Origin of the sequence: Phytoactinopolyspora limicola (assembly GCF_011320225.1) — a bacterium.
GTDB lineage: Bacteria > Actinomycetota > Actinomycetes > Jiangellales > Jiangellaceae > Phytoactinopolyspora > Phytoactinopolyspora limicola.
The window spans coordinates 1-19,586 of sequence record NZ_JAAOEN010000009.1; the positions used below are offsets into that span (position 1 = coordinate 1).

The 19,586-nt window shown below is 66.4% G+C and carries 15 protein-coding genes and 1 CRISPR repeat array; of the genes, 11 read left to right on the forward strand and 4 right to left on the reverse strand.

The window, feature by feature from the left end:
• The coding region (locus G8760_RS19350) for an IS30 family transposase (RefSeq protein ID WP_166354221.1) at positions 1-644 on the reverse strand (644 nt) is incomplete at its 3' end.
• A gap of 1,223 nt (positions 645-1,867) precedes the next feature.
• Here G8760_RS19350 and cas3 point away from each other — a divergent pair.
• The 8 genes from cas3 to cas2e are packed head-to-tail and all read left to right on the forward strand — an operon-like array spanning position 1,868 to position 10,993.
• Complete coding sequence (gene cas3 / locus G8760_RS19355) at positions 1,868-4,732, forward strand: CRISPR-associated helicase Cas3' (protein ID WP_207782520.1); 2,865 nt, start codon at positions 1,868-1,870, stop codon at positions 4,730-4,732.
• Entirely contained in the window at positions 4,719-6,401 is a 1,683-nt protein-coding gene (gene casA / locus G8760_RS19360; RefSeq protein WP_207782521.1) for a type I-E CRISPR-associated protein Cse1/CasA, read from the forward strand. Before cas3 ends, casA begins: the two co-directional genes overlap by 14 nt.
• A complete protein-coding gene (casB, locus tag G8760_RS19365; RefSeq protein ID WP_166354223.1) occupies positions 6,398-7,066 on the forward strand; it encodes a type I-E CRISPR-associated protein Cse2/CasB in 669 nt (222 codons plus the stop codon). The genes casA and casB overlap by 4 nt, the downstream gene beginning before the upstream one ends.
• Positions 7,067-7,077: 11 nt before the next feature.
• Complete coding sequence (gene cas7e, locus G8760_RS19370) at positions 7,078-8,196, forward strand: type I-E CRISPR-associated protein Cas7/Cse4/CasC (RefSeq protein ID WP_166354225.1); 1,119 nt, start codon at positions 7,078-7,080, stop codon at positions 8,194-8,196.
• A complete protein-coding gene (cas5e, locus tag G8760_RS19375) occupies positions 8,196-8,954 on the forward strand; it encodes a type I-E CRISPR-associated protein Cas5/CasD (protein WP_166354227.1) in 759 nt (252 codons plus the stop codon). Before cas7e ends, cas5e begins: the two co-directional genes overlap by 1 nt.
• A 1-nt stretch (position 8,955) precedes the next feature.
• Positions 8,956-9,636 (forward strand): type I-E CRISPR-associated protein Cas6/Cse3/CasE, encoded by a 681-nt coding sequence (cas6e, locus tag G8760_RS19380; protein ID WP_166354229.1) that lies wholly within the window; start codon positions 8,956-8,958, stop codon positions 9,634-9,636.
• Entirely contained in the window at positions 9,633-10,586 is a 954-nt protein-coding gene (gene cas1e / locus G8760_RS19385) for a type I-E CRISPR-associated endonuclease Cas1e (protein ID WP_166354231.1), read from the forward strand. The genes cas6e and cas1e overlap by 4 nt, the downstream gene beginning before the upstream one ends.
• Positions 10,583-10,993 carry a type I-E CRISPR-associated endoribonuclease Cas2e gene (gene cas2e, locus G8760_RS19390; protein ID WP_166354233.1) on the forward strand — a complete coding sequence of 137 codons (411 nt, stop codon included), beginning with the start codon at positions 10,583-10,585 and terminating at the stop codon, positions 10,991-10,993. The genes cas1e and cas2e overlap by 4 nt, the downstream gene beginning before the upstream one ends.
• 77 nt (positions 10,994-11,070) lie before the next feature.
• A CRISPR array of direct repeats spans positions 11,071-13,721; the repeat unit is 28 nt; unit sequence GTGCTCCCCGCGGACGCGGGGATGATCC.
• 628 nt (positions 13,722-14,349) lie between these two features.
• Here cas2e and G8760_RS19395 read toward each other — a convergent pair.
• Complete coding sequence (locus G8760_RS19395) at positions 14,350-15,132, reverse strand: metallophosphoesterase family protein (protein WP_207782522.1); 783 nt, start codon at positions 15,130-15,132, stop codon at positions 14,350-14,352.
• A gap of 160 nt (positions 15,133-15,292) precedes the next feature.
• Between G8760_RS19395 and G8760_RS19400 the strand changes: the two genes are divergently transcribed.
• From G8760_RS19400 to xerD, 3 genes are all read left to right on the forward strand, one after another.
• Positions 15,293-15,928 (forward strand): NUDIX domain-containing protein, encoded by a 636-nt coding sequence (locus G8760_RS19400; RefSeq protein ID WP_207782523.1) that lies wholly within the window; start codon positions 15,293-15,295, stop codon positions 15,926-15,928.
• Between the two features lie 326 nt (positions 15,929-16,254).
• On the forward strand, positions 16,255-17,370 hold the full coding sequence (gene ald / locus G8760_RS19405; protein WP_166354237.1) for an alanine dehydrogenase: 1,116 nt from the start codon (positions 16,255-16,257) through the stop codon (positions 17,368-17,370).
• Positions 17,367-18,299, forward strand: a complete 933-nt coding sequence (gene xerD, locus G8760_RS19410; protein WP_166354607.1) for a site-specific tyrosine recombinase XerD — start codon at positions 17,367-17,369, stop codon at positions 18,297-18,299. Before ald ends, xerD begins: the two co-directional genes overlap by 4 nt.
• Before the next feature lie 36 nt (positions 18,300-18,335).
• On the opposite strand, the gene G8760_RS19415 is transcribed toward xerD, so the two are convergent.
• Both G8760_RS19415 and G8760_RS19420 read right to left on the reverse strand, forming a co-directional pair.
• Positions 18,336-18,692: a hypothetical protein gene (locus G8760_RS19415; protein WP_166354239.1), complete on the reverse strand. Its 357-nt coding sequence runs from the start codon at positions 18,690-18,692 to the stop codon at positions 18,336-18,338.
• 69 nt (positions 18,693-18,761) lie between these two features.
• Positions 18,762-19,502, reverse strand: coding sequence for a dTMP kinase (locus G8760_RS19420; RefSeq protein ID WP_166354241.1), 741 nt, complete (start codon positions 19,500-19,502; stop codon positions 18,762-18,764).
• Positions 19,503-19,586 lie beyond the last annotated feature (84 nt).

A 19,586-nucleotide genomic window follows, 5' to 3' on the forward strand; every position in this document is an offset into this window, starting at 1 on the left:
CCGGTGCCGCTGGCGCCAAGCACGCTGTCGGCCTCCCAATGACCGAACTCGGCTCGGTCCTCGATCACCGCGGGGCGCTGGTGGATCGGGATCCGGTAGCGGATCTGGGGTGCTCGGCGGACCTTGCGGGCGGGTCCTCGCTTGCGACGTTTGCGCTGTCCACGTGCCAGGTATTGCCACAGGGCCAGCCCACGTTGGACTGGTGAGTAGATCCACGCATAGAGGGTTTCGTGGCTGACCCTCATGACCGGATCATCGGGAAACGCCAGTGGTAGTCGCCCGGCGATCTCCTCGGGCGTCCAGCCTCGACGCAGGTGGTCGTGGACGTAGTCGACGAGCCGGTCATGGCGCATCCGTCGAGCCTGATGGGACCGCCGCGCAGCCCGGTCAGCATGACCTTGGGCGATCGTGGCCCGGTACTGACGCTTGGTCTGCTCACCAGCGCGCAGCGATGCCTGCCGGTAGGGCGTATAGGCCGCTGAGGTGTTCGAGGGACGCCATGACCGCCGCTTGACCTCCCGGCTGATCGTTGACCGAGACCGCCCCAGCCGACGCGCGATCTCAGCCTGGCTCCGGCCCAGATCGAGCAACTTCTCAATCTCTACCCGCTCCGCCAACGACACATGCTTGTACTGTTTGGACAAGGAAGCGCAGCTCCTTCTTCTCGGCGTGAACTAGACATCCACACCGTAAAGACCGGTGGCTGCGCTTCCGCGCATCTAACGGGCTACGTGTTGCGCTTCAGATTTGAACCCGGGTAGTGGTTGCTGGTCCGGCCGAAGTGTTAAACTCAATGATGCCAAGGGCAATAGCCCGTGGAAGTGGACCCCGCAGCCAGCCGGACGACTGGTGAGCGGGGTTTCGCGCATCTAGAGGGCCGTCTCGCGCGTGTATGCGCTCACCTGATCGCGCCAACGTCCGCCCTTTGCCCAACACCAGGCGACCGCGTCAGGTACCCCTAGCAACAGGTCTTCATGAGCTTTGAGATGCACGTACTCCAACTGTTGCGTGTGTGGGCGGATCAGACTTGCCAGAGTGCGTCGATCGAACTGGACCAGCGAATCGTCACGCTCGATAACGACCCTCCTTGCTCCCGTCGCGACCAGGTCTGGGACCATCTGAGTCAGACATGTTTCCCGCGCTTCTCGGCGATTCTTGGTGACGTACACGCTAGCGGCAAGGTCGAGCGTGGACATACTTGCCAGCACCTGAAGTTTCCGTTCGCTTCGCTCGTCGTTGAAGTGGATCCGGCGTTGACGCGGCCTGAGTATGCCCCGAAGTGCCGAGCGCGCGGGATTGACCTCGTTCGCTGGCACGAGGACGACAGCCAGGATGTAAGCGTCGGCGAACGACTCATCGACGAATGCGTGCTGCGGTCCACCTTGCCTCGCCACGCCGGCCCCTCTGTTCGTTCTCCGTCTTGTGCTTGTTTAGGGGTGGGGCAGCATCCTGCCCCACCCCTTTGCTGTCGCCCCGCCTGCGCGGGGATCACGAGAAACCTCTGAGTCGACGTGCGTGCGACTCTCGGGTCATCCCCGCCTGACATGCGGGGAGCGCGCCGATCTTTAACGCTCGCGATGGTAGCATCTCTCAAGAGAGTTGCACGTAAGTTCACTCAAAACACTCTACTTGACTTGAACGAAATGAGCTTGGCATGAGTGCCACGAAGCACGCAAGAGACCAGCGTCCCTTCCCTGACAACGTGATCATGGGCCAGGGTAGGGCGCCATCACGACCCGGATCGCGACGAACAGCGGGTTGTGTCCGGGGTGGGAGCTAGCTTTAGCACCGGGTCGTTTCGGGTGGGACCGAACGCGCGACCCGTGTGGGCCGCCAGAACGGCGGCTGGAGCGCGAGGAGGGGCAACGTGGCCGGTCAGTTGAGTGACGCAGCACGGTCGGCGTGGGCGAAGTCGCCGAACGACGAGCGAGCATGGCTGCCGTTGTGGCAGCACATGGACGATTCGGCGGACGTCGCCGACATGTTGTTCGACCAGTGGCTTTCGCCGAACGTCGTCCGCCTGATCGCGGCCGAGTTCGGTGGTGACGTCCGGTCAGCCCATACGGCAGTCCAGTTACTGGCCGGGCTGCATGACATCGGCAAAGCTACCCCGGCGTTCGCCGTGCAGAACACGGAGCTGGGCCAGCGCATGAGTAATCTCGGGCTCTACACGCCGCCTCACAAGAACGACCTTCCGGACCGCCAGAAGGCGCATCACACCATCACTGGCCACCACATATTCCAGCGCTGGCTGCTTTCGCAGGGGTGGGACCCCAAAGCGGTGAACGCGTGGGCGGTGGTGATCGGCGGTCACCATGGGGTGCCGCCGGATGCGATGATCCTGAGGGAGGTCACCCCGGACGGATACCCCGATCTCTACAGCTCGGCGCGCTGGGACGACGTCCGGAATGAACTGCTGGAACGCCAGGCCGAGCGCACGGGTGCTAGGCCCTTCTTCGGCTCCTGGTCCAGCATCAAACTGTCCCAACCGGTTCAGGTCTTGCTGACGGCCGTGGTGATCGTCGCGGACTGGATCGCAAGCAACGACTGGCTTTTCCCGTTCCATGCTGCCGAACTACCTGAGGTCGCTGATGATGGTTCGCGGGTGCGGCGTGCGTGGAAGATGCTGCGACTGCCATCACCATGGCGGGCGCGGGCGGATGGTGCAGACGTCGCGTCGTACTTCAGCGCCCGATTCCAGTTCCCTGACGGCGCGGCACCGCGGCCGGTCCAGAGTGTGGCCGTAGACGTTGCGGCCAACACCTCCACGCCCGGGCTCATGATCGTCGAGGCGCCCATGGGGGAGGGAAAGACTGAAGCCGCCCTTGCCGCCGCCGAGATCCTCGCCAGCCGGTGGGGCATCGGGGGGTTGTGTGTCGCCCTGCCGACGCAGGCGACGAGCGACGCGATGTTCACGCGTGTCGTCCGCTGGCTGGACGCGATAGGCGACGACGGCCAGCAGGTCGGCGGCTCGATCACACTCATGCACGGCAAGAAGCAGCACAACCGGCTCTATCAGGGCATGATGCCCGACGGCCGACCGACCGGCGTAGATCCGGAGCACGACGATGGCCACCAGCACGCTGTACTGGCGCACTCCTGGATCAGCGGCCGGAAGAAGGCGTCGCTGGCCAACTTCATGATCAGCACCATCGACCAGTTGCTCTTCGCGGGCCTGAAGTCCCGCCATCTCATGCTGCGCCACCTTGGCCTGGCCAGCAAGGTCGTGGTGATAGACGAGGTACATGCCTACGACGCGTTCATGAACTCCTATCTGACCAGGGTGCTGACCTGGTTAGGCGCTTACGGGGTGCCGGTGATCGCGTTGTCCGCGACGCTACCGGCTGATCGTCGCCGGGAGCTCGTGGCGGCCTACCAGCGCGGGTGGGCAACGACACCAACCGCCGGCGACGGGCACGACGACGGCGTAACAAGAGCTGACACAGCAGCCGACCTCGATGGAGACATCGGGTACCCGGTTCTGACCTGGACTGACGGCGGTCGCGTCCGTACCCGGGTGACTGAACCGTCAGGACGTGCGACGACGGTCCACCTTGACGCACTTGATGTGGACGAGAACGGCGACGACACCGACGCGTTAGTCAGCGTGCTACGCGATGCTCTCTCCGACGGTGGGACGGCGTTGGTAGTGCGTAACACGGTACGACGGGTCACCGAGACCGCGCAGCGGCTCGAGCAGGAGTTTCCCGGCGAGGTAACGGTCGCGCACTCGCAGTTCATTACCGCGGACCGGCTGCGCAAAGATCAGGAACTCTTGAACAGTTTCGGCCCGCCGGAGCGTGCGACGCGCCGCCCGCAGCGGCACGTCGTCGTCGCGTCGCAGGTGGTTGAGCAGTCGCTCGATGTCGACTTCGACGTCCTCGTCACCGACCTGGCGCCTGTCGACCTCGTGTTGCAGCGGATCGGCAGGCTGCACCGGCATCAGCGTGGCCCAAGTCAGGCAGAGCGCCCGTCCAACGTCAGAACCGCCCGTGCGTACGTCGGCGGGGCGGATTTCACCCAGAATCCGCCCGGTCTTGAATCGGGGTCGGAGCGGATCTACAAACCGCACGTGCTGTTCCGGGCAGCTGCCGTGCTGCGTGACTACTTCGGCGGCGCAGTCGAGCTGCCGGTCGATATCGCGCCGCTGGTCCAGCGGGCGTACGGGGCCGACGCCGTTGGCCCGACCGACTGGCAGGAAGCCATGACGGCGGCCGAGGAAGCGTGGCTGAAGAAGGCCGACGAACGGCGCGCCAAGGCCGACGATTTCCAGATCCGGGACCCGGCCAAACCCGGAAAAGCGATTGTCGGCTGGGTCAACGCGAACGTGGGCGACGCCGACGATGAGGCCCAGGGGCAAGGGCAGGTGCGTGACGGGGCGCCGACGCTGGAAGCGATTCTCGTGCAGGCGGCACCGGACGGGCGCTGGCATACACCGTCGTGGCTAGCCGACGGCCAGCGCGATCTGAACATTCCGCGCGACGAGGCACCGTCCGACGAGCTAGCGCTGATCATGGCGGCGTGCGGGATCCGGTTGGGCTTGAGGTTCTCTACAGAGGCAGCCGAAGACGAACTATGGGCCGCGACTCCGCCGGCGTGGGAGTCGTCGTCACTGATTTACCGCCTGCCGGTGCTCGTCGTTGACGAGGACGGGTGGGGTGAACTGGACGGCCGCCGTGTCCGCTACACGGCACAGAGGGGGTTGGAGGTGTTCAACGTTGACCATCAGTGAGGAGGATTTCAACCTGCTTGACGAGCCGTGGATCGTGGTGCTTACACCACACGGCGACGAGAAGCAGGTGTCCATCCTCGAACTATTCGAGAAAGCGCCGGACCTGGTGACCATCGGGGGAGAGGTCCCGACGCAAAGCTTCGCGATCACGAGATTGCTGCTGGCATTCCTGCACCGGGCGATCGACGGACCGGACGACGCCGAACAGTGGGCCGAGCTCTGGGAAGCCGACGCGCTGCCCATGGATCGAATCAACCGGTACGCCGATGAGGTACGGCATCGGTTCGGCCTGTTCGACGCGGTGGCGCCGTTCTTCCAGGTCCCGGGCTTGCGCACAGCAAAAGGTGAGGTCAGCGGCCTGGAGAAGATTGTCGCCGACGTGCCCAACGGTGCGCCATTCTTCACGACGCGTTCGGCGGCCAGTCTGGAACGGATCGACGTGGCTGAGGCCGCCCGCTGGCTGGTGCACACGCATGCGTATGACGCGTCGGGTATCAAGTCGGGGGCAGTTGGAGATCCGAACGTGAAGGGAGGCAAGGGGTACCCGATCGGCACCGGGTGGAGCGGCCAGATCGGCGGGGTCTTGCCGGAAGGGCGAAACCTGCACGAGACCCTACTGCTCAACCTCATCGCACGGGATGCTGAGAACTACGTGCGCATCAATGGTGAACACGATGCGCCGCCATGGGAACGCGACGTCGACGGACCGAGGTGGGAGGAAGACCGTCCACTCACCGGCGCGATCGACCTATACACATGGCAGACCCGGCGGGTGCGCCTGGCCGGTGACCGCCACGGCGTCACGGGTGTCCTGCTCGCCAATGGCGACAAGATTCTGCCGCAGAACCGGCACGTCCACGAACCACACACGGCGTGGCGCTACAGCGAGCCGCAGACGAAGAAGTACGGCCGCGACGTCTACATGCCGCGGATGCACGACCCGTACCGGTCGGTGTGGCGTGGCCTGGAGGCCATGCTGCCGTCGATCTCCGGGCGTGGCCGTGGCGACAAGCAGCCGTTCCTGGCGCCGCGGGTATTCGAGTGGATCAGCTCCCTGGTCTTGGACGGCCATCTCCCTGATTACTACGTCGTGCGCACGAGAGTGATCGGCGCCGAGTACGGCCCGCAAAGTGCGACGTTCGCGGAGATCGTCGACGACCGGCTGGCGATGGCGGCCGTCGTCATCAATGAGCAGAATGTGGCGCTCGGCAACACCGCCAAGGGAGCGGTTGACGACGCTGAACAGGCAGCCGGCGCGCTGTGGCGATTCGCTGAGAACATCGCGCAGGCAGCTGGGGCGGAGCCGAAGTCCGGTGCCGGTGGCCAGGCCCGGGAAACGCTCTATGCGGCCCTGGACAAGCCCTACCGCGACTGGCTGTTCAGGCTGCGATCCACAACAGATACGGCTGCTGCGCGTGCCGAATGGCAGCGGCGGGTCCGAGTCGACTGCCGCCCGATCGTCGCCGAGTTGATCCAGGCTGCGAGCCCGGCGGCGTGGCGCGGCCGGGAGATCAACAACCGCCTGGTCAACGTCGCGGTGGCGGAGGCCTGGTTCAACGCGAGACTGCGTCAGGTGCTGCCCGCGGCGTTCAGCAACGGTGAGCAGGCGCCGGACAGCCCTGCCGGTACCGACGCGGTAACCACGGTGAATGCGGAGGGACAGTCATGACAACCGAGACAACGCCCAAACCCGAACAGCGCAAGCGCCGCCTCGACCCGTTGGGCTTCGCGCTGGAGCGCAAGATCAAGAAACTTCAGGACGACTATCTGGCGAACAACTCCGCAGCCCGTGCGGACCTGGCCCGGCTGCGCCGCGGTCTGGGCAAGCCGGCCGGAAGTGTTCCGGAGATCTGGGAACGCACGGTTGGTGCCGTGCCCGCCTCCTTGAGCTGGGATCGCGACGATCCGAGCCCGGCCGAGCAGGCGGCGCACATCACGTTGACCCTGTACGCAGTGCACCAGCAGTCCCGGCCCGGCCCGATGCACGTCGCCGATGTGTCCTTCGGACAGGCGGTGCGGCGGCTGGCCCGGCGGACCGATGCCAGCGAGGACGCGGTGTCGCGGCGTTTCATGGCGGTGGCTACGGCGCAGACCGTCGACGAGATCCTCGTCCACGTCCGCGGATTGGTGACTCAGCTGAAGGCGAACCACATCAGCCTTGACTACGCGCAGTTCGCCGATGACGTGTTTGGCCTACTCACACCCGGCCGGGCGACGTCTGTCCGACTGCGGTGGGGCCGCGAGTTTTACCGCGTCGATTCATCATCCGACGACGTCGCGGCGGACGACGTCGCAGCAGACAACCACCCGTCCACGGACACCTCTGACGAGTAGGAGCATCCATCATGAGCCGCACCATCATCGACGTTCACATCCTGCAGACCGTCCCGCCGTCCAACCTGAACCGGGACGACACCGGCAGCCCCAAGACCGCCGTCTACGGCGGCGTGCGCCGGGCCCGTGTTTCTAGCCAGGCCTGGAAGCGGGCAACTCGAGTCCACTTCCAGGACACACTTGATCCGTCCGAGCTGGGGGTGCGCACCCGCCGCGTCGTCGACCTGTTGGCCGAAGAGATCGGCAGGCAGGCGCCTGAGCTGGGTGAGCGTTCCAAAGAGCTGGCGGTTGCGACGTTCAAGGCGATCGGCATCGTCGTCAAACCGCCGAAGAAGGACGAAACCGAGGAATCCGGATATCTCGTCTTCCTGAGTCGACGCCAAATCGAGAGCCTGGCGGCCGCCGCCGTCGAAGCCGCCGAGGCGGACGACGTCGTGAAGGCGCTCAAGGACGCCGACGCCAAGGCGCTGGCCGACCGCGACCACGCGATCGCCATCTCGTTGTTCGGTCGGATGGTAGCTGACCAGGCCGATCTCAACGTCGACGCGTCCGCGCAGGTGGCGCACGCCATCAGCGTCCACCCGGTGGAGACGGAGTTCGACTACTTCACCGCCGTCGACGACACCAATCCGGAGGAAGACACCGGTGCCGGCATGATCGGCACGGTCGAGTTCAACTCGTCCACGCTGTACCGGTACGCGACCGTCGACGTGAATCGGCTCGCGGACAACCTCGGTGACGTGGCGGCGACGTCGCGGGCTGTGCGGACGTTCGTCGAGTCGTTCATCCGGTCGATGCCCACGGGCAAACAGAACACGTTCGCGAACCGGACGTTGCCGGAGGCCGTCGTCGTCATGATCCGTGATACCCAGCCGATCAACCTGGTCGGAGCGTTCGAGAATCCAGTTCGGGAGTCGGAGATCGACGGCCGGATCAAGCGGGCGTCGGATGCGTTGCGCGACGAGGCAAAGGAGATCGAACGTGCGTACTCCGAGTCGCCGTTGACGGTCTGGGTGACGCGGGTGGGCGACGACACAGCCAGCCTTGACGACCTAGGCAGCAACGTCCCACTAGCGGACATGGTGGCAGGACTCGGCACACTGGTCGACTCCCGTCTCGGAGCGCAGTGATGGCCGTCGTCGCACTCAGGCTATCCGGGCCGCTGCAATCGTGGGGTTCGGGCAGCAAGTTCGTCCGACGAACCACCGAGACGGCGCCGACCAAGAGTGGCGTGCTTGGCCTTGTGGCGGCGGCCAAAGGGATCCGGCGTACCGAACCGCTCACCGAACTCCTCGGGTTGACGTTCGGAGTCCGGGTCGATCAACCGGGCCAACTGGTCCGCGACTTCCAGACCGCGCAGCGGCAACGGAAGGAACGGGACGGTTCGACCACATGGCGATCTCTGCCGCTGTCTTACCGCTACTACATGAGCGACGCTGCCTATGTAGCTGTGCTCGAAGGGGACCGGGCGTTACTCGACGGTATCGACGCCGCTGTGCGTAGCCCGGTGTTCCCGCTGTATCTGGGTCGGCGTTCGTGTCCGCCCGCCGGGCCGATCGCGCTCGGTGTCTTCGACTACGACGCGGCGACGGCGCTGGAGCAGCTGCCATGGCGGGCGAGCGTGCAGCACCAGCGTCGTCGGCGCGGTGAAGCCCAGGTGCCGTTGGAGACGGTCCGCGACGCGACGCCGGGGGAGCCGGAAGCAGAGACCATCCATGACGAACCGGTCAGCTTCGACCCCAACCGTCGCCAGTACGGGTGGCGGTCGGTAGTCCGGGGCACCGTCGTCGTCGACAATCCCCAGGCGGACGGTTCGGACCGGGCCGACGCGCCCGGGACCGGTGCGCCCGTCGAACACGATCCGATGTCAGTACTGCCGGGAGGCTGACATGTTCCTGACCAGAATGCCGATCAACCCGGCCCGTCGTGGCGCGCGTCGCCTCATGGCGTCGCCGCAGGCCATGCATGCGGCGGTGTTATCCGGCTTCGCCGACGACCCGAACCCGTCGGTGGGTCGAGTGCTGTGGCGGCTCGACACCTACGCCCAGCGCCGCGTGTCGTTGTTCGTCGCAAGCCCTGACAAACCCGACTTCACTCACATCATCGAGCAAGCCGGTTGGCCGACGACTCAGACGTGGGAGACCAGATCGTACGAACCTCTCCTCGACTCGCTCAAGCCCGGGCAGCGGTGGCAGTTCCGGCTGACCGCGAACCCGGTGCACTCAGGGCGCCGCGAGGACTGGGCCGACACGAAACCGCTGGGACACGTCACGGTGAAGCAGCAGGAGACATGGCTGCTCGACCGGGCAGACCGGTGGGGTTTCCAAGTGCGCCCGAGTCTGGTGGGCGACGACGAGCCGGATCTGGCCGTGGTCGACCGGTCGGTCCGTCGGTTCGACCGCAAGGGCGCCCAAGTGACGCTGGCGGTAGCGACGTTCCAGGGCCAGCTGGAAGTGCGAGACGCTGATGCGTTGCGGCACACGTTGACGCACGGAGTAGGCCGGGCGAAGGCTTACGGCTGTGGGCTGTTGACTCTTGCGCGGCCCCCGTCGAGTCCGTCGTCGTCGTGAACACCATCGGCTACCGGCCCACTGGGCCACGTGAGCTGGTCCGCGCCGTCGACCGGGTGTCGTTCATCTACCTGGAGCGGACCGTCGTCAACCGGGACAGCAACGCGATCACCGCGACCGACGAACGCGGCACCGTACACATCCCAGCCGCGTCAGTAGGTGCGTTGCTCCTCGGACCAGGGACGACGATCACCCATCAGGCGATCACGCTCATGGCCGACAGCGGATCCACCGTCGTCTGGGTGGGGGAGCGAGGCGTGCGGTACTACGCACACGGCTCATCTCTCGCCCGGTCGGCGCGGATGCTGGAGGCACAGGCGACAGCGGTAACGAACCGTCAAGCCCGGCTGCGCGTAGCGCGGGCAATGTACGCGATGCGATTCCCGGGCGAGGACGTGTCGCGAATGGCGATGCAGCAGCTCCGCGGTCGTGAGGGAGCCCGAGTACGGCGGGTATACCGCGACCACGCCGAGCGCACCGGCCTGGAGTGGACTCGACGGAACTACAATCCGGAAGACTGGGACGCTGGTGACCCGGTCAACCAGGCGCTGTCAGCGGCGAACTCAGCTTTGTACGGCGCGGTCCATGCCGTGATCGTGGCCCTAGGGTGCTCGCCCGCACTGGGATTCATCCACACCGGGCATTCGCGGTCGTTCGTCTACGACGTCGCCGACCTATACAAAGCCGAACTCACCATCCCGATCGCCTTCGACGTCGCGGCGGAGCAGGAAGGCGACATCGGCCCATTGACGCGGCGAGCTGTCCGGGACGCGCTGCACGACGGGAAGCTGCTGGAGCGATGCGCGCGAGACATCCGGACGCTGCTCTTGCCCGACGAGGATCCGTCGACCGACGAGATCACCAGCGGCCAGGATTTCGACGACGTGGCGCTGTGGGACGAGTACGTCGTGACCGTACGTGGAGGAGTGGCATATGGAGACGCATCATGACGGTCGTCATCCTCACCGCAGTACCGCCGGGACTGCGTGGCCATCTGACACGGTGGCTACTTGAGATCAGCCCAGGAGTGTTCGTCGGGTACATCTCGGCCAGGGTGCGCGAACATATGTGGGAACGCGTCGTCGAATTCGTGTCCGGCGGACGAGCACTGATGGTGCATTCGGTCCGTGGCGAACAGCGGTTAGCTTTTGAAGTGCACGGACACGACTGGGAACCAATCGACTACGACGGCATCACCCTGATGCGGCGCAGCACCGTGCCCGACTACGTACCTGCGCCGACCGCTCCCATCCGGAAGACCGGGGCGGGTGCGCCGTCGGAGGACGTGGTGTGGCGGCGACGCAACGCGCGAAAGAAGTTCCGGAAGAAGGAGGAAAAGCGGGGCGATGGTGGGTGATGGCGATTCTCGTTAGCGTCTTTGGAGAAGTGAACAAGATTCGCGGATCACCGAGGTAACTGCACTGGTCAACAAGCGTGCTCCCCGCGGACGCGGGGATGATCCTTAGTTGAATTAGCTGCTGACTACTATCAAGACGTGCTCCCCGCGGACGCGGGGATGATCCGCTCGCGAAGATCCTCGAAGACTCGAAGGTGTCGTGCTCCCCGCGGACGCGGGGATGATCCCAACCAAGGGGCAACGCGAAGCCTCTGGGCCTCGTGCTCCCCGCGGACGCGGGGATGATCCTTTTCTTCGGCATTTTATCGGGTGTGTTTTGGCGTGCTCCCCGCGGACGCGGGGATGATCCCCTCTCCCGCTCGACCCCAGAAACGAACACGCCGTGCTCCCCGCGGACGCGGGGATGATCCTGGATCGCTGGCCCGACGTCCAGGTGGACAGCCGTGCTCCCCGCGGACGCGGGGATGATCCGGTCACGGCGATGAACATCGTCCGCGCCACCCAGTGCTCCCCGCGGACGCGGGGATGATCCGACCGCGCGGTGCTGCGCAACCTCTACAAGGTCGTGCTCCCCGCGGACGCGGGGATGATCCGGAGACGCGCCGTGACTGACATCCAACTCTTCAGTGCTCCCCGCGGACGCGGGGATGATCCCACGTCACCACAATGAGCCCATGCTATCTGACAGTGCTCCCCGCGGACGCGGGGATGATCCGTGGGACCTGCCGTTCCGCGAGGCGGTCGCGACGTGCTCCCCGCGGACGCGGGGATGATCCCGACACTGCACCGTCGACCAACGCCGCCATCTCGTGCTCCCCGCGGACGCGGGGATGATCCTGTGTTTGTGCCGAGTCCGTTTTGCGGCTTCATGTGCTCCCCGCGGACGCGGGGATGATCCGCGGTGCAGCGAGTTCTTGTCGGCCGCCGTGGCGTGCTCCCCGCGGACGCGGGGATGATCCGGAGGGCCCGATGGCGGAGTGGATCACGGTCTACGTGCTCCCCGCGGACGCGGGGATGATCCCGTACCCAATCCCCGTACAACAGGTCGGGGTCGGTGCTCCCCGCGGACGCGGGGATGATCCCCGGGCATTGTGCGCCACGCGCTTGCCGAAGCAGTGCTCCCCGCGGACGCGGGGATGATCCGCGGCGGCGAGTGAGACACGGAATTTGAACTGAGTGCTCCCCGCGGACGCGGGGATGATCCTTCGGCACACCGCCAGAAGCGTTGACTCCTACCGTGCTCCCCGCGGACGCGGGGATGATCCCTCGCGGCACAGCTTCACGGCGAAGTTGAGAACGTGCTCCCCGCGGACGCGGGGATGATCCGTCGCCATGAATACAGAAGGGTTGTTTGAATAAGTGCTCCCCGCGGACGCGGGGATGATCCGCACATAGCCCGGTGGAACCCTGCCCGTGGTGCGTGCTCCCCGCGGACGCGGGGATGATCCTAGTCCCCTCCAGGGGGTTGTGGAGCCTGGCCAGTGCTCCCCGCGGACGCGGGGATGATCCGAATATGTCGAGCGGCTCGATCCGCTCGGAAGCGTGCTCCCCGCGGACGCGGGGATGATCCACGCCGCCCATCACCAACGAGCAGGCCGAGGCTGTGCTCCCCGCGGACGCGGGGATGATCCTAGCCACTGAGATGGAGGCCAGCATTAACGCCCGTGCTCCCCGCGGACGCGGGGATGATCCATCTGGACTCTGGCCGTCGCTGGGCACAGGTGAGTGCTCCCCGCGGACGCGGGGATGATCCCTCGGATTACAGTTTCTGATGACGAAGCCTCCGGTGCTCCCCGCGGACGCGGGGATGATCCGGTTAACAAGATCAACGCCATTCCATCTAATGAGTGCTCCCCGCGGACGCGGGGATGATCCCTTCTCGAACACGCCGGGGACGGTCTCGATGCCGTGCTCCCCGCGGACGCGGGGATGATCCTCAACCAACCGAAAGGGAGAGCACCATGACCATGTGCTCCCCACGGACGCGGGGATGATCCGGTCCGCGATCGCGTGATCGTCATTACCGGATGGTGCTCCCCGCGGACGCGGGGATGATCCGATCCGTGAGTGGACCTACGCCGCCATGGCGGCGTGCTCCCCGCGGACGCGGGGATGATCCCCACCACGCCCTGGTCATGCGGAACAACTCGAGCGTGCTCCCCGCGGACGCGGGGATGATCCCTCCTCCACCCACACGTCCCGGCCGAAAACGGGGTGCTCCCCGCGGACGCGGGGATGATCCCTCCTCCACCCACACGTCCCGGCCGAAAACGGGGTGCTCCCCGCGGACGCGGGGATGATCCTAACGATATCCGCTGCCGCATTTCCCCATGGCTGTGCTCCCCGCGGACGCGGGGATGATCCGACACACCCCCGCACTGCCGCCACCGCTCGCGGGTGCTCCCCGCGGACGCGGGGATGATCCCAGCGTCCGGGCGGATCCGTCAGGCAGCTCCACGTGCTCCCCGCGGACGCGCGGATGATCCTGTAAGCCAGAGCTTACATATGGTGCTACTGGTGCTCCCCGCGGACGCGGGGATGATCCTGCAGGTGCGGGCCAGTTGAGTTCCCGGTCGAAGTGCTCCCCGCGGACGCGGGGATGATCCCCTAGGCCGCGTCTCCCTCTACCTCTATGCGGTGTGCTCCCCGCGGACGCGGGGATGATCCGGGCAACGACACTAACAAGTTGTGGCATTAACAGTTCTCCCCGCGGACACGGGGATAACCCATATCGGCTGCCGTCATCTTGAACGGCGACGACTGTTACTTGCTCAGGCGAGTCGAGGCGGGTTCCGTCGGGCACGTGCTCGGGGTTCGATCGTCGGCTGTGAAGGACCATCCGCGCCGCCGACGGCCAACTGGTCGGTGGATCAGGGTGCTTGCTGGCTTGAAGTTGCGGATGTGGTGGGTTTGGGGGTGGTGGTGCGCAATTTGAGGCCAGGAAGTGGTGAGTGGGGTCGTTGTTCGGGTGGGTTCGCCGGTGGAGGTTGCGTGGGCCGTGCATGTTCGCGCCGTAGGCGGGTTCCGTTGGGTGTGGGCGGGGGTGTGGCGGGTCAGGTGCTTGCTGGCTTGAAGTTGCGGATGTGGTGGGTTTGGGGGTGGTGGTGCGCAATTTGAGGCCAGGAAGTGGTGGGTCGGGGCCGTTGTTCCGGTGGGTTGGCCCGTGGAGGCCGCCCGCGCCGCCGACGGCCAACTGCTAGGTGGATCAGGGTGCTTGCTGGCTTGAAGTTGCGGATGTGGTGGGTTTGGGGGTGGTGATGCGCAACTTGAGGCCAGGAGGTGGTGAGTCGGGCTGTTGTCCCGGCGAAGTTCGCCCATGAAGGCTGGCTGCGCCGCGTCACACGTATGTCGGCGCGTCAAATGGGCGCGGTGGTGTCGAGGGTCAGGCCGAGTTCGGCGTGTCGGCCTCGGTACACCGCCGTACGCAGCTCGACGGCATATTCAGCCAGCGCGGGCATGCCGAGCGACGTCGCCGCTGACACCTCGGCTTCGATGTCGTACGGCACTCGGACGAATTGCACCCCGAACGGGTCGGATAGCGTACCTCCGCGAACACCCTCCATGATCACGTATGACGCGGTCGGCTCGTCCAGTGGGTTTCCGACGCTGCCGACGTTGAACAGGGTCTTGCCGTCGGACACTTCGAGGTAGGCGTGGTGGATGTCGCCGTATCCGACGACGGACGGGGCCGGGCCGTCGCCGGTGAACTCCGTCGTCGCGAACATGCCGGCGAACTGATCCTCGGTGTGGCGGAAGAACACCCGGGTGTAGACGCTCTCCGCGGAGGCGTGAAAGAGCCGGATGTGTCGTCCGCTCAGCGTGAGGTCGTGCACCAGCGGTAGGTCCCGCAGCCATTCCAGATCGTTGCTGGTCAGCTCACGGCGCCACCATCGGACCGCCTCGTCGTCGGGCGCGGCGTTCTCGTTGGGTAGGAAGTCGTCCCAGTTGCCGAGGACGGTGACCGCGCAGCGCTCACGGGAGAGCCGCACACACTCCGAACCACGCGGCCCCTTCCCGGCGACGTCTCCGAGGTTGACGATCGTGTCGATTCCGCGGGCGTCGATATCGGCCAGGACCTGGTGGAATGCGGTCGCGTTGCCGTGGACGTCGGAAACGATCGCCAGCCGTTCGGTACTCACCGGCTCACCCCGCCCTCGTGCCACCCGCTCCGGCCGGCGCGCACCTCGTCGAACGTCTACCCTCCAAGAACTATCACGTGCAGGTGGCCCAACCACTGGCGGCGGGTGCGGCCGGCTGCCGGGCGGTGTGCGTGACCCCGCGGCGCATACAGTGTGGGGCGTGAGTGATGCGATCGCCGACCGCCGGGAGCAATGGCCCGTAGACACGTCCAAGACCATGTTCGAGGGAAAGGTGGTCGCGCTGCGGCAGGACATCGTCCGTTCGCCGGTCGACGGTGCGACGTTCGCCCGCGACGTCGTCGTACATCCGGGCGCCGTCGCCATCGTCGCGTTGGACAAGCAGGATCAGGTTTTGGTCGTGTCGCAGTACCGGCACCCCGTCGGGCATCGCCTCACCGAGCTTCCCGCAGGGCTGCGGGACGTCGAGGGGGAGCCCCCGTTGCTGGCCGCCCAGCGTGAGCTGTACGAAGAAGGGCATATCCGGGCCGCGGACTGGCGGGTTCTCGTCGACGTCTTCAGCTCGCCTGGTATGACCGACGAGGCGGTCCGGGTCTACCTGGCCCGCGGCATCACCCACGTACCCGACGACGAGCGGCATCAAGGGGAGCACGAAGAAGCGGACATGCCGACGTCGTGGGTGCCGCTCGCGGAGCTGGTGCGGGCCGTGCTGTCGGGGAAGGTGCAGAACGCCTTGTTGAGCGTCGGCGTGCTGGCGGCCTGGTCGGCCCATCACGACGGCGGCTACGACGCGTTGCGGGGGCCGGATGCGGCTTGGTCGGCCGTCGAGCCTTCCTGAAGTTCGACGGCACCGATGCGCCACAAGCGGTGGTGGCGCCTCGCCGCACCACATGCTCTGAACTGTGCGTCAGCACTGGATAACGCTGGGTGATGGGCGGCCACGACGCACCACCCGGCCGGGCGGTTGACGGTGTTCGAGACGGGTGGGAGGGCGTATCGTTGATGATCATGAACGTGGGGGTTCGTCCCGTTATCCGCGGCCGGCTGCCTGTGCCCGCCGCTCGGCCCGGCACGTCCTGTCAGCATGCTGTTCTAGACTTCGGCGCGAGGGCCTCCAGACAGTCGCGCGGCAGCGTCGCCGGGCGGGACAGTAAGGGGACATAAGTGCTGGTCGGCATTCCCACCGAGATCAAGAACAACGAGTATCGCGTGGCGATCACCCCCGCCGGGGTGCATGAGTTGGTCCGGCACGGCCACGAGGTGGTGGTCCAGGCGGGGGCCGGCCTGGGGTCGTCCATTCGGGACGACGAATATCGGTCGGCGGGGGCGCGTATCGCCGACTCAGCTGACGACGTCTGGGCCGACGCGGAGCTGATCTGCAAGGTCAAAGAGCCGGTGGCCGACGAGTACCACCGGATGCGACGCGGCCAGGTGTTGTTCACCTACCTGCACTTGGCGGCCTCGCGGGAGTGCACCAACGCGCTGCTGGAGCGGGGTGTCACCGCCGTCGCCTATGAAACAGTGCAGACACCCGACGGCCACCTTCCGCTGCTGGCGCCGATGAGCGAGGTCGCTGGCCGGATGGCCACCCAGGTCGGCGCACACGTGCTGGAGCGTGGCCAGGGCGGACGCGGTGTTTTGCTCGGCGGGGTACCGGGTACGCAGTCGGCTAAGGTGGTGGTCATCGGCGCCGGGGTAGCCGGCATGAACGCCGCGGTGATCGCCATGGGCATGCTGGCCGACGTGTGGGTGCTGGACAAGAACGTCGCCCGGTTGCGTGAGGTCGAGGCGATGTACGGCGGGCGCGTGCAGACCATCTCGTCGAACCTGTTCGAGGTCGAGAGCGCCGTGCGGGACGCCGATCTGGTCATCGGTGCCGTGCTGGTGCCGGGGGCGAAGGCGCCGACGCTGGTGTCGGATGATCTCGTGGCCCGGATGCGTCCAGGTAGCGTGCTCGTCGACATCGCCATCGACCAAGGCGGCTGCTTCGAGAGTTCGCGGCCCACCACCCACGACAACCCGACCTTCAAGGTCCACGAGTCGATCTTCTACTGCGTCACCAACATGCCCGGCGCTGTCCCGCACACGTCGACGTACGCACTGACCAACGTCACCCTGCCGTATGTCATCGAGCTGGCCAGCCGGGGCTGGCGGGACGCCATGCGAGCCGACGCGGCGTTGGCCAAAGGCCTGAACACGTACGACGGGCAGGTGGTGTATGCCCCCGTCGCCGACACCCACGAGTTGAGCGCGGTCGACCTGGACGAGGTGCTGAGCTGAGCGGAGACACAGGGCTGGAGAAAACGGCACGGGCCTACCTGGACCACCTCGCCGTGGAACGTGGGCTGGCGGCCAACACGTTGGCGTCTTACCGGCGAGACCTGCGTCGATACATGGGATTCTTGGTCCAGCGGGGACGGGTGGAGCCCACCGACATCGTCGAGTCGGACGTGACGGCGTTCCTGCGCAGCCTCCGTGAAGGCGACGACGAGTTCCCCGCGCTTAGCCCCAGCTCCGCGGCGCGCACGGTCGTGGCGGTCCGTGGACTCCACCGGTTCTTGTGCCGCGAGGGCATCACCGACGTCGATCCGGCCGGCGCGGTCCGACCACCCACTCCGCCGCGGCGATTACCGAAGGCGATCCCGGTGGATCAGGTGGAGCGGCTACTGTCGGCCGCTTCCGTGGGTGACGGGCCGCGGGTACTGCGTGATCGTGCGCTGCTGGAGTTGCTGTACGGGTGTGGGGCACGGATCTCCGAAGCGGTCGGTCTCGACCGTGACGACATCGATCTCGAGTCCGGGACGGTAGTGCTGCGCGGCAAGGGCGGCAAGACCCGCATCGTCCCGATCGGCACGTACGCCTGTGCCGCGGTCCAGGCGTATACGGTGCGTGGCCGGCCGGCCCTGGTGGCGGCTGGCGCCGGGACGCCGGCGTTGTTCCTCAACGCCCGCGGCGGCCGTCTATCGCGGCAGAGCGCGTGGACGGTCCTGCGCACGGCGGCCGAACGGGCCGGGTTGGGAGCGACGGTATCACCGCACACGTTGCGGCATTCTTTCGCCACACATCTGTTGGACGGCGGCGCGGACGTCCGGGTGGTGCAGGAGCTGCTCGGCCACGCGTCGGTCACCACTACGCAGGTGTACACGTTAGTGACGGTGGACCATTTGCGTGAGGTCTACGCCGCCGCCCATCCGCGGGCCCGCGGCTGAGCTTGCCGAGTTGTCCGACGTGACAGGTCGGCAAAGTTATTGGCCGTAGGAGAAGCGGAGGTCGGCGAAGAGCAGGACGTTGAGCCGTCGCCGCAGATGGCCGGTCTGGCTCTCGTCGGGGTACTCAGCAGCGGTCCGCAGGGTGAAGCGCAGCAGCGTCTCGTCGGCGACGGACTCGAGTTCGAGCAGTATCTCGTCGTCCGGGCGGTGCGGCCACAACGAGGACCACAACACCCGGGTGGGCTCTTGCGCCTCGAGCACACGTGGTGCGACCTCGTCGTCGAGCAGGTTGAGCCATGGCCGGGTTCCCGGGGCGTCCGGATGTACCAGTGACGCCCAGACGATATGTGGCGGAGCAGGTAGTTTGCGGGCTCGGGAACCAATCACGTTCACACCGTGAACTGTAGCGACAGCCGCACAGGGAGCACCCACGAATTATGTGGGGTTCCGCATCACGAGGTCTCAGTGCCGTGCGCGGTGGTCGGGGCGAGCCGGCGGGGCGACGGTGATCGCGTCGTAAATACGTTCGGCGACGACGGACGGTGGTGCCGCTGCGTCGATCCGGCGCACCACGGTCCGGTCCAGGCGTCGAGGCGGGTTGGCCAGCACATACTCGTACCGTCGGAGAAATGCCGTCAGTGCCGCCCTGTTCTCTTCCGGGCCGACGTCGCCCCGAGTCTCGACCCGGCGGATGGCCTCAGCGACTGGGACGTCGAGAAGAATCACCAGGTCGGGTGCATGTCTGGGTTCGACGAGGTCAAGGAACCACTCTGGCACGCGGCCGATGTGGCTGGCGTAACCGGTCAGGACCGACCGGTCCGACAGCAGAATGTCCGCCCTACGGTTGCGCCCGAGCAGGTTGGCCCTGGCGTTGACGGCAAAGACGATCGTCTGCAACGGGCGCCACCGCCGCAGCAGCGCCGACCACCAGCTCGGGGCGTGTTCGGGCTGGTAGAGCCGCCGGATGACAACACCCGAGAGCCCGGCGGGCGCCGTGTAGTTGACCGTGGTGACCGTCTGACCCGTTGCCCGAAGGGCCGCGGCCACCAGTGGTACGAGGGTGCTCTTGCCGCTACCGTCGATTCCTTCGAGGGCGATGTGCTGCGAGTTTCGCCCGACCAGCCGCAGCCTGGTTCGACGGAACTGAGCTGGCGGCGGGCATCGCCGGTCCGGAGCTGGCGGCAGGCGTCGAGGGTCTGTCATGTGGTCTCGCGGGTTCGGGCGATGAGTTTAGCCGCGCCGCCGGGTCTACACCGGTGACTGACGGATGAGAGCGAAAGGACACCC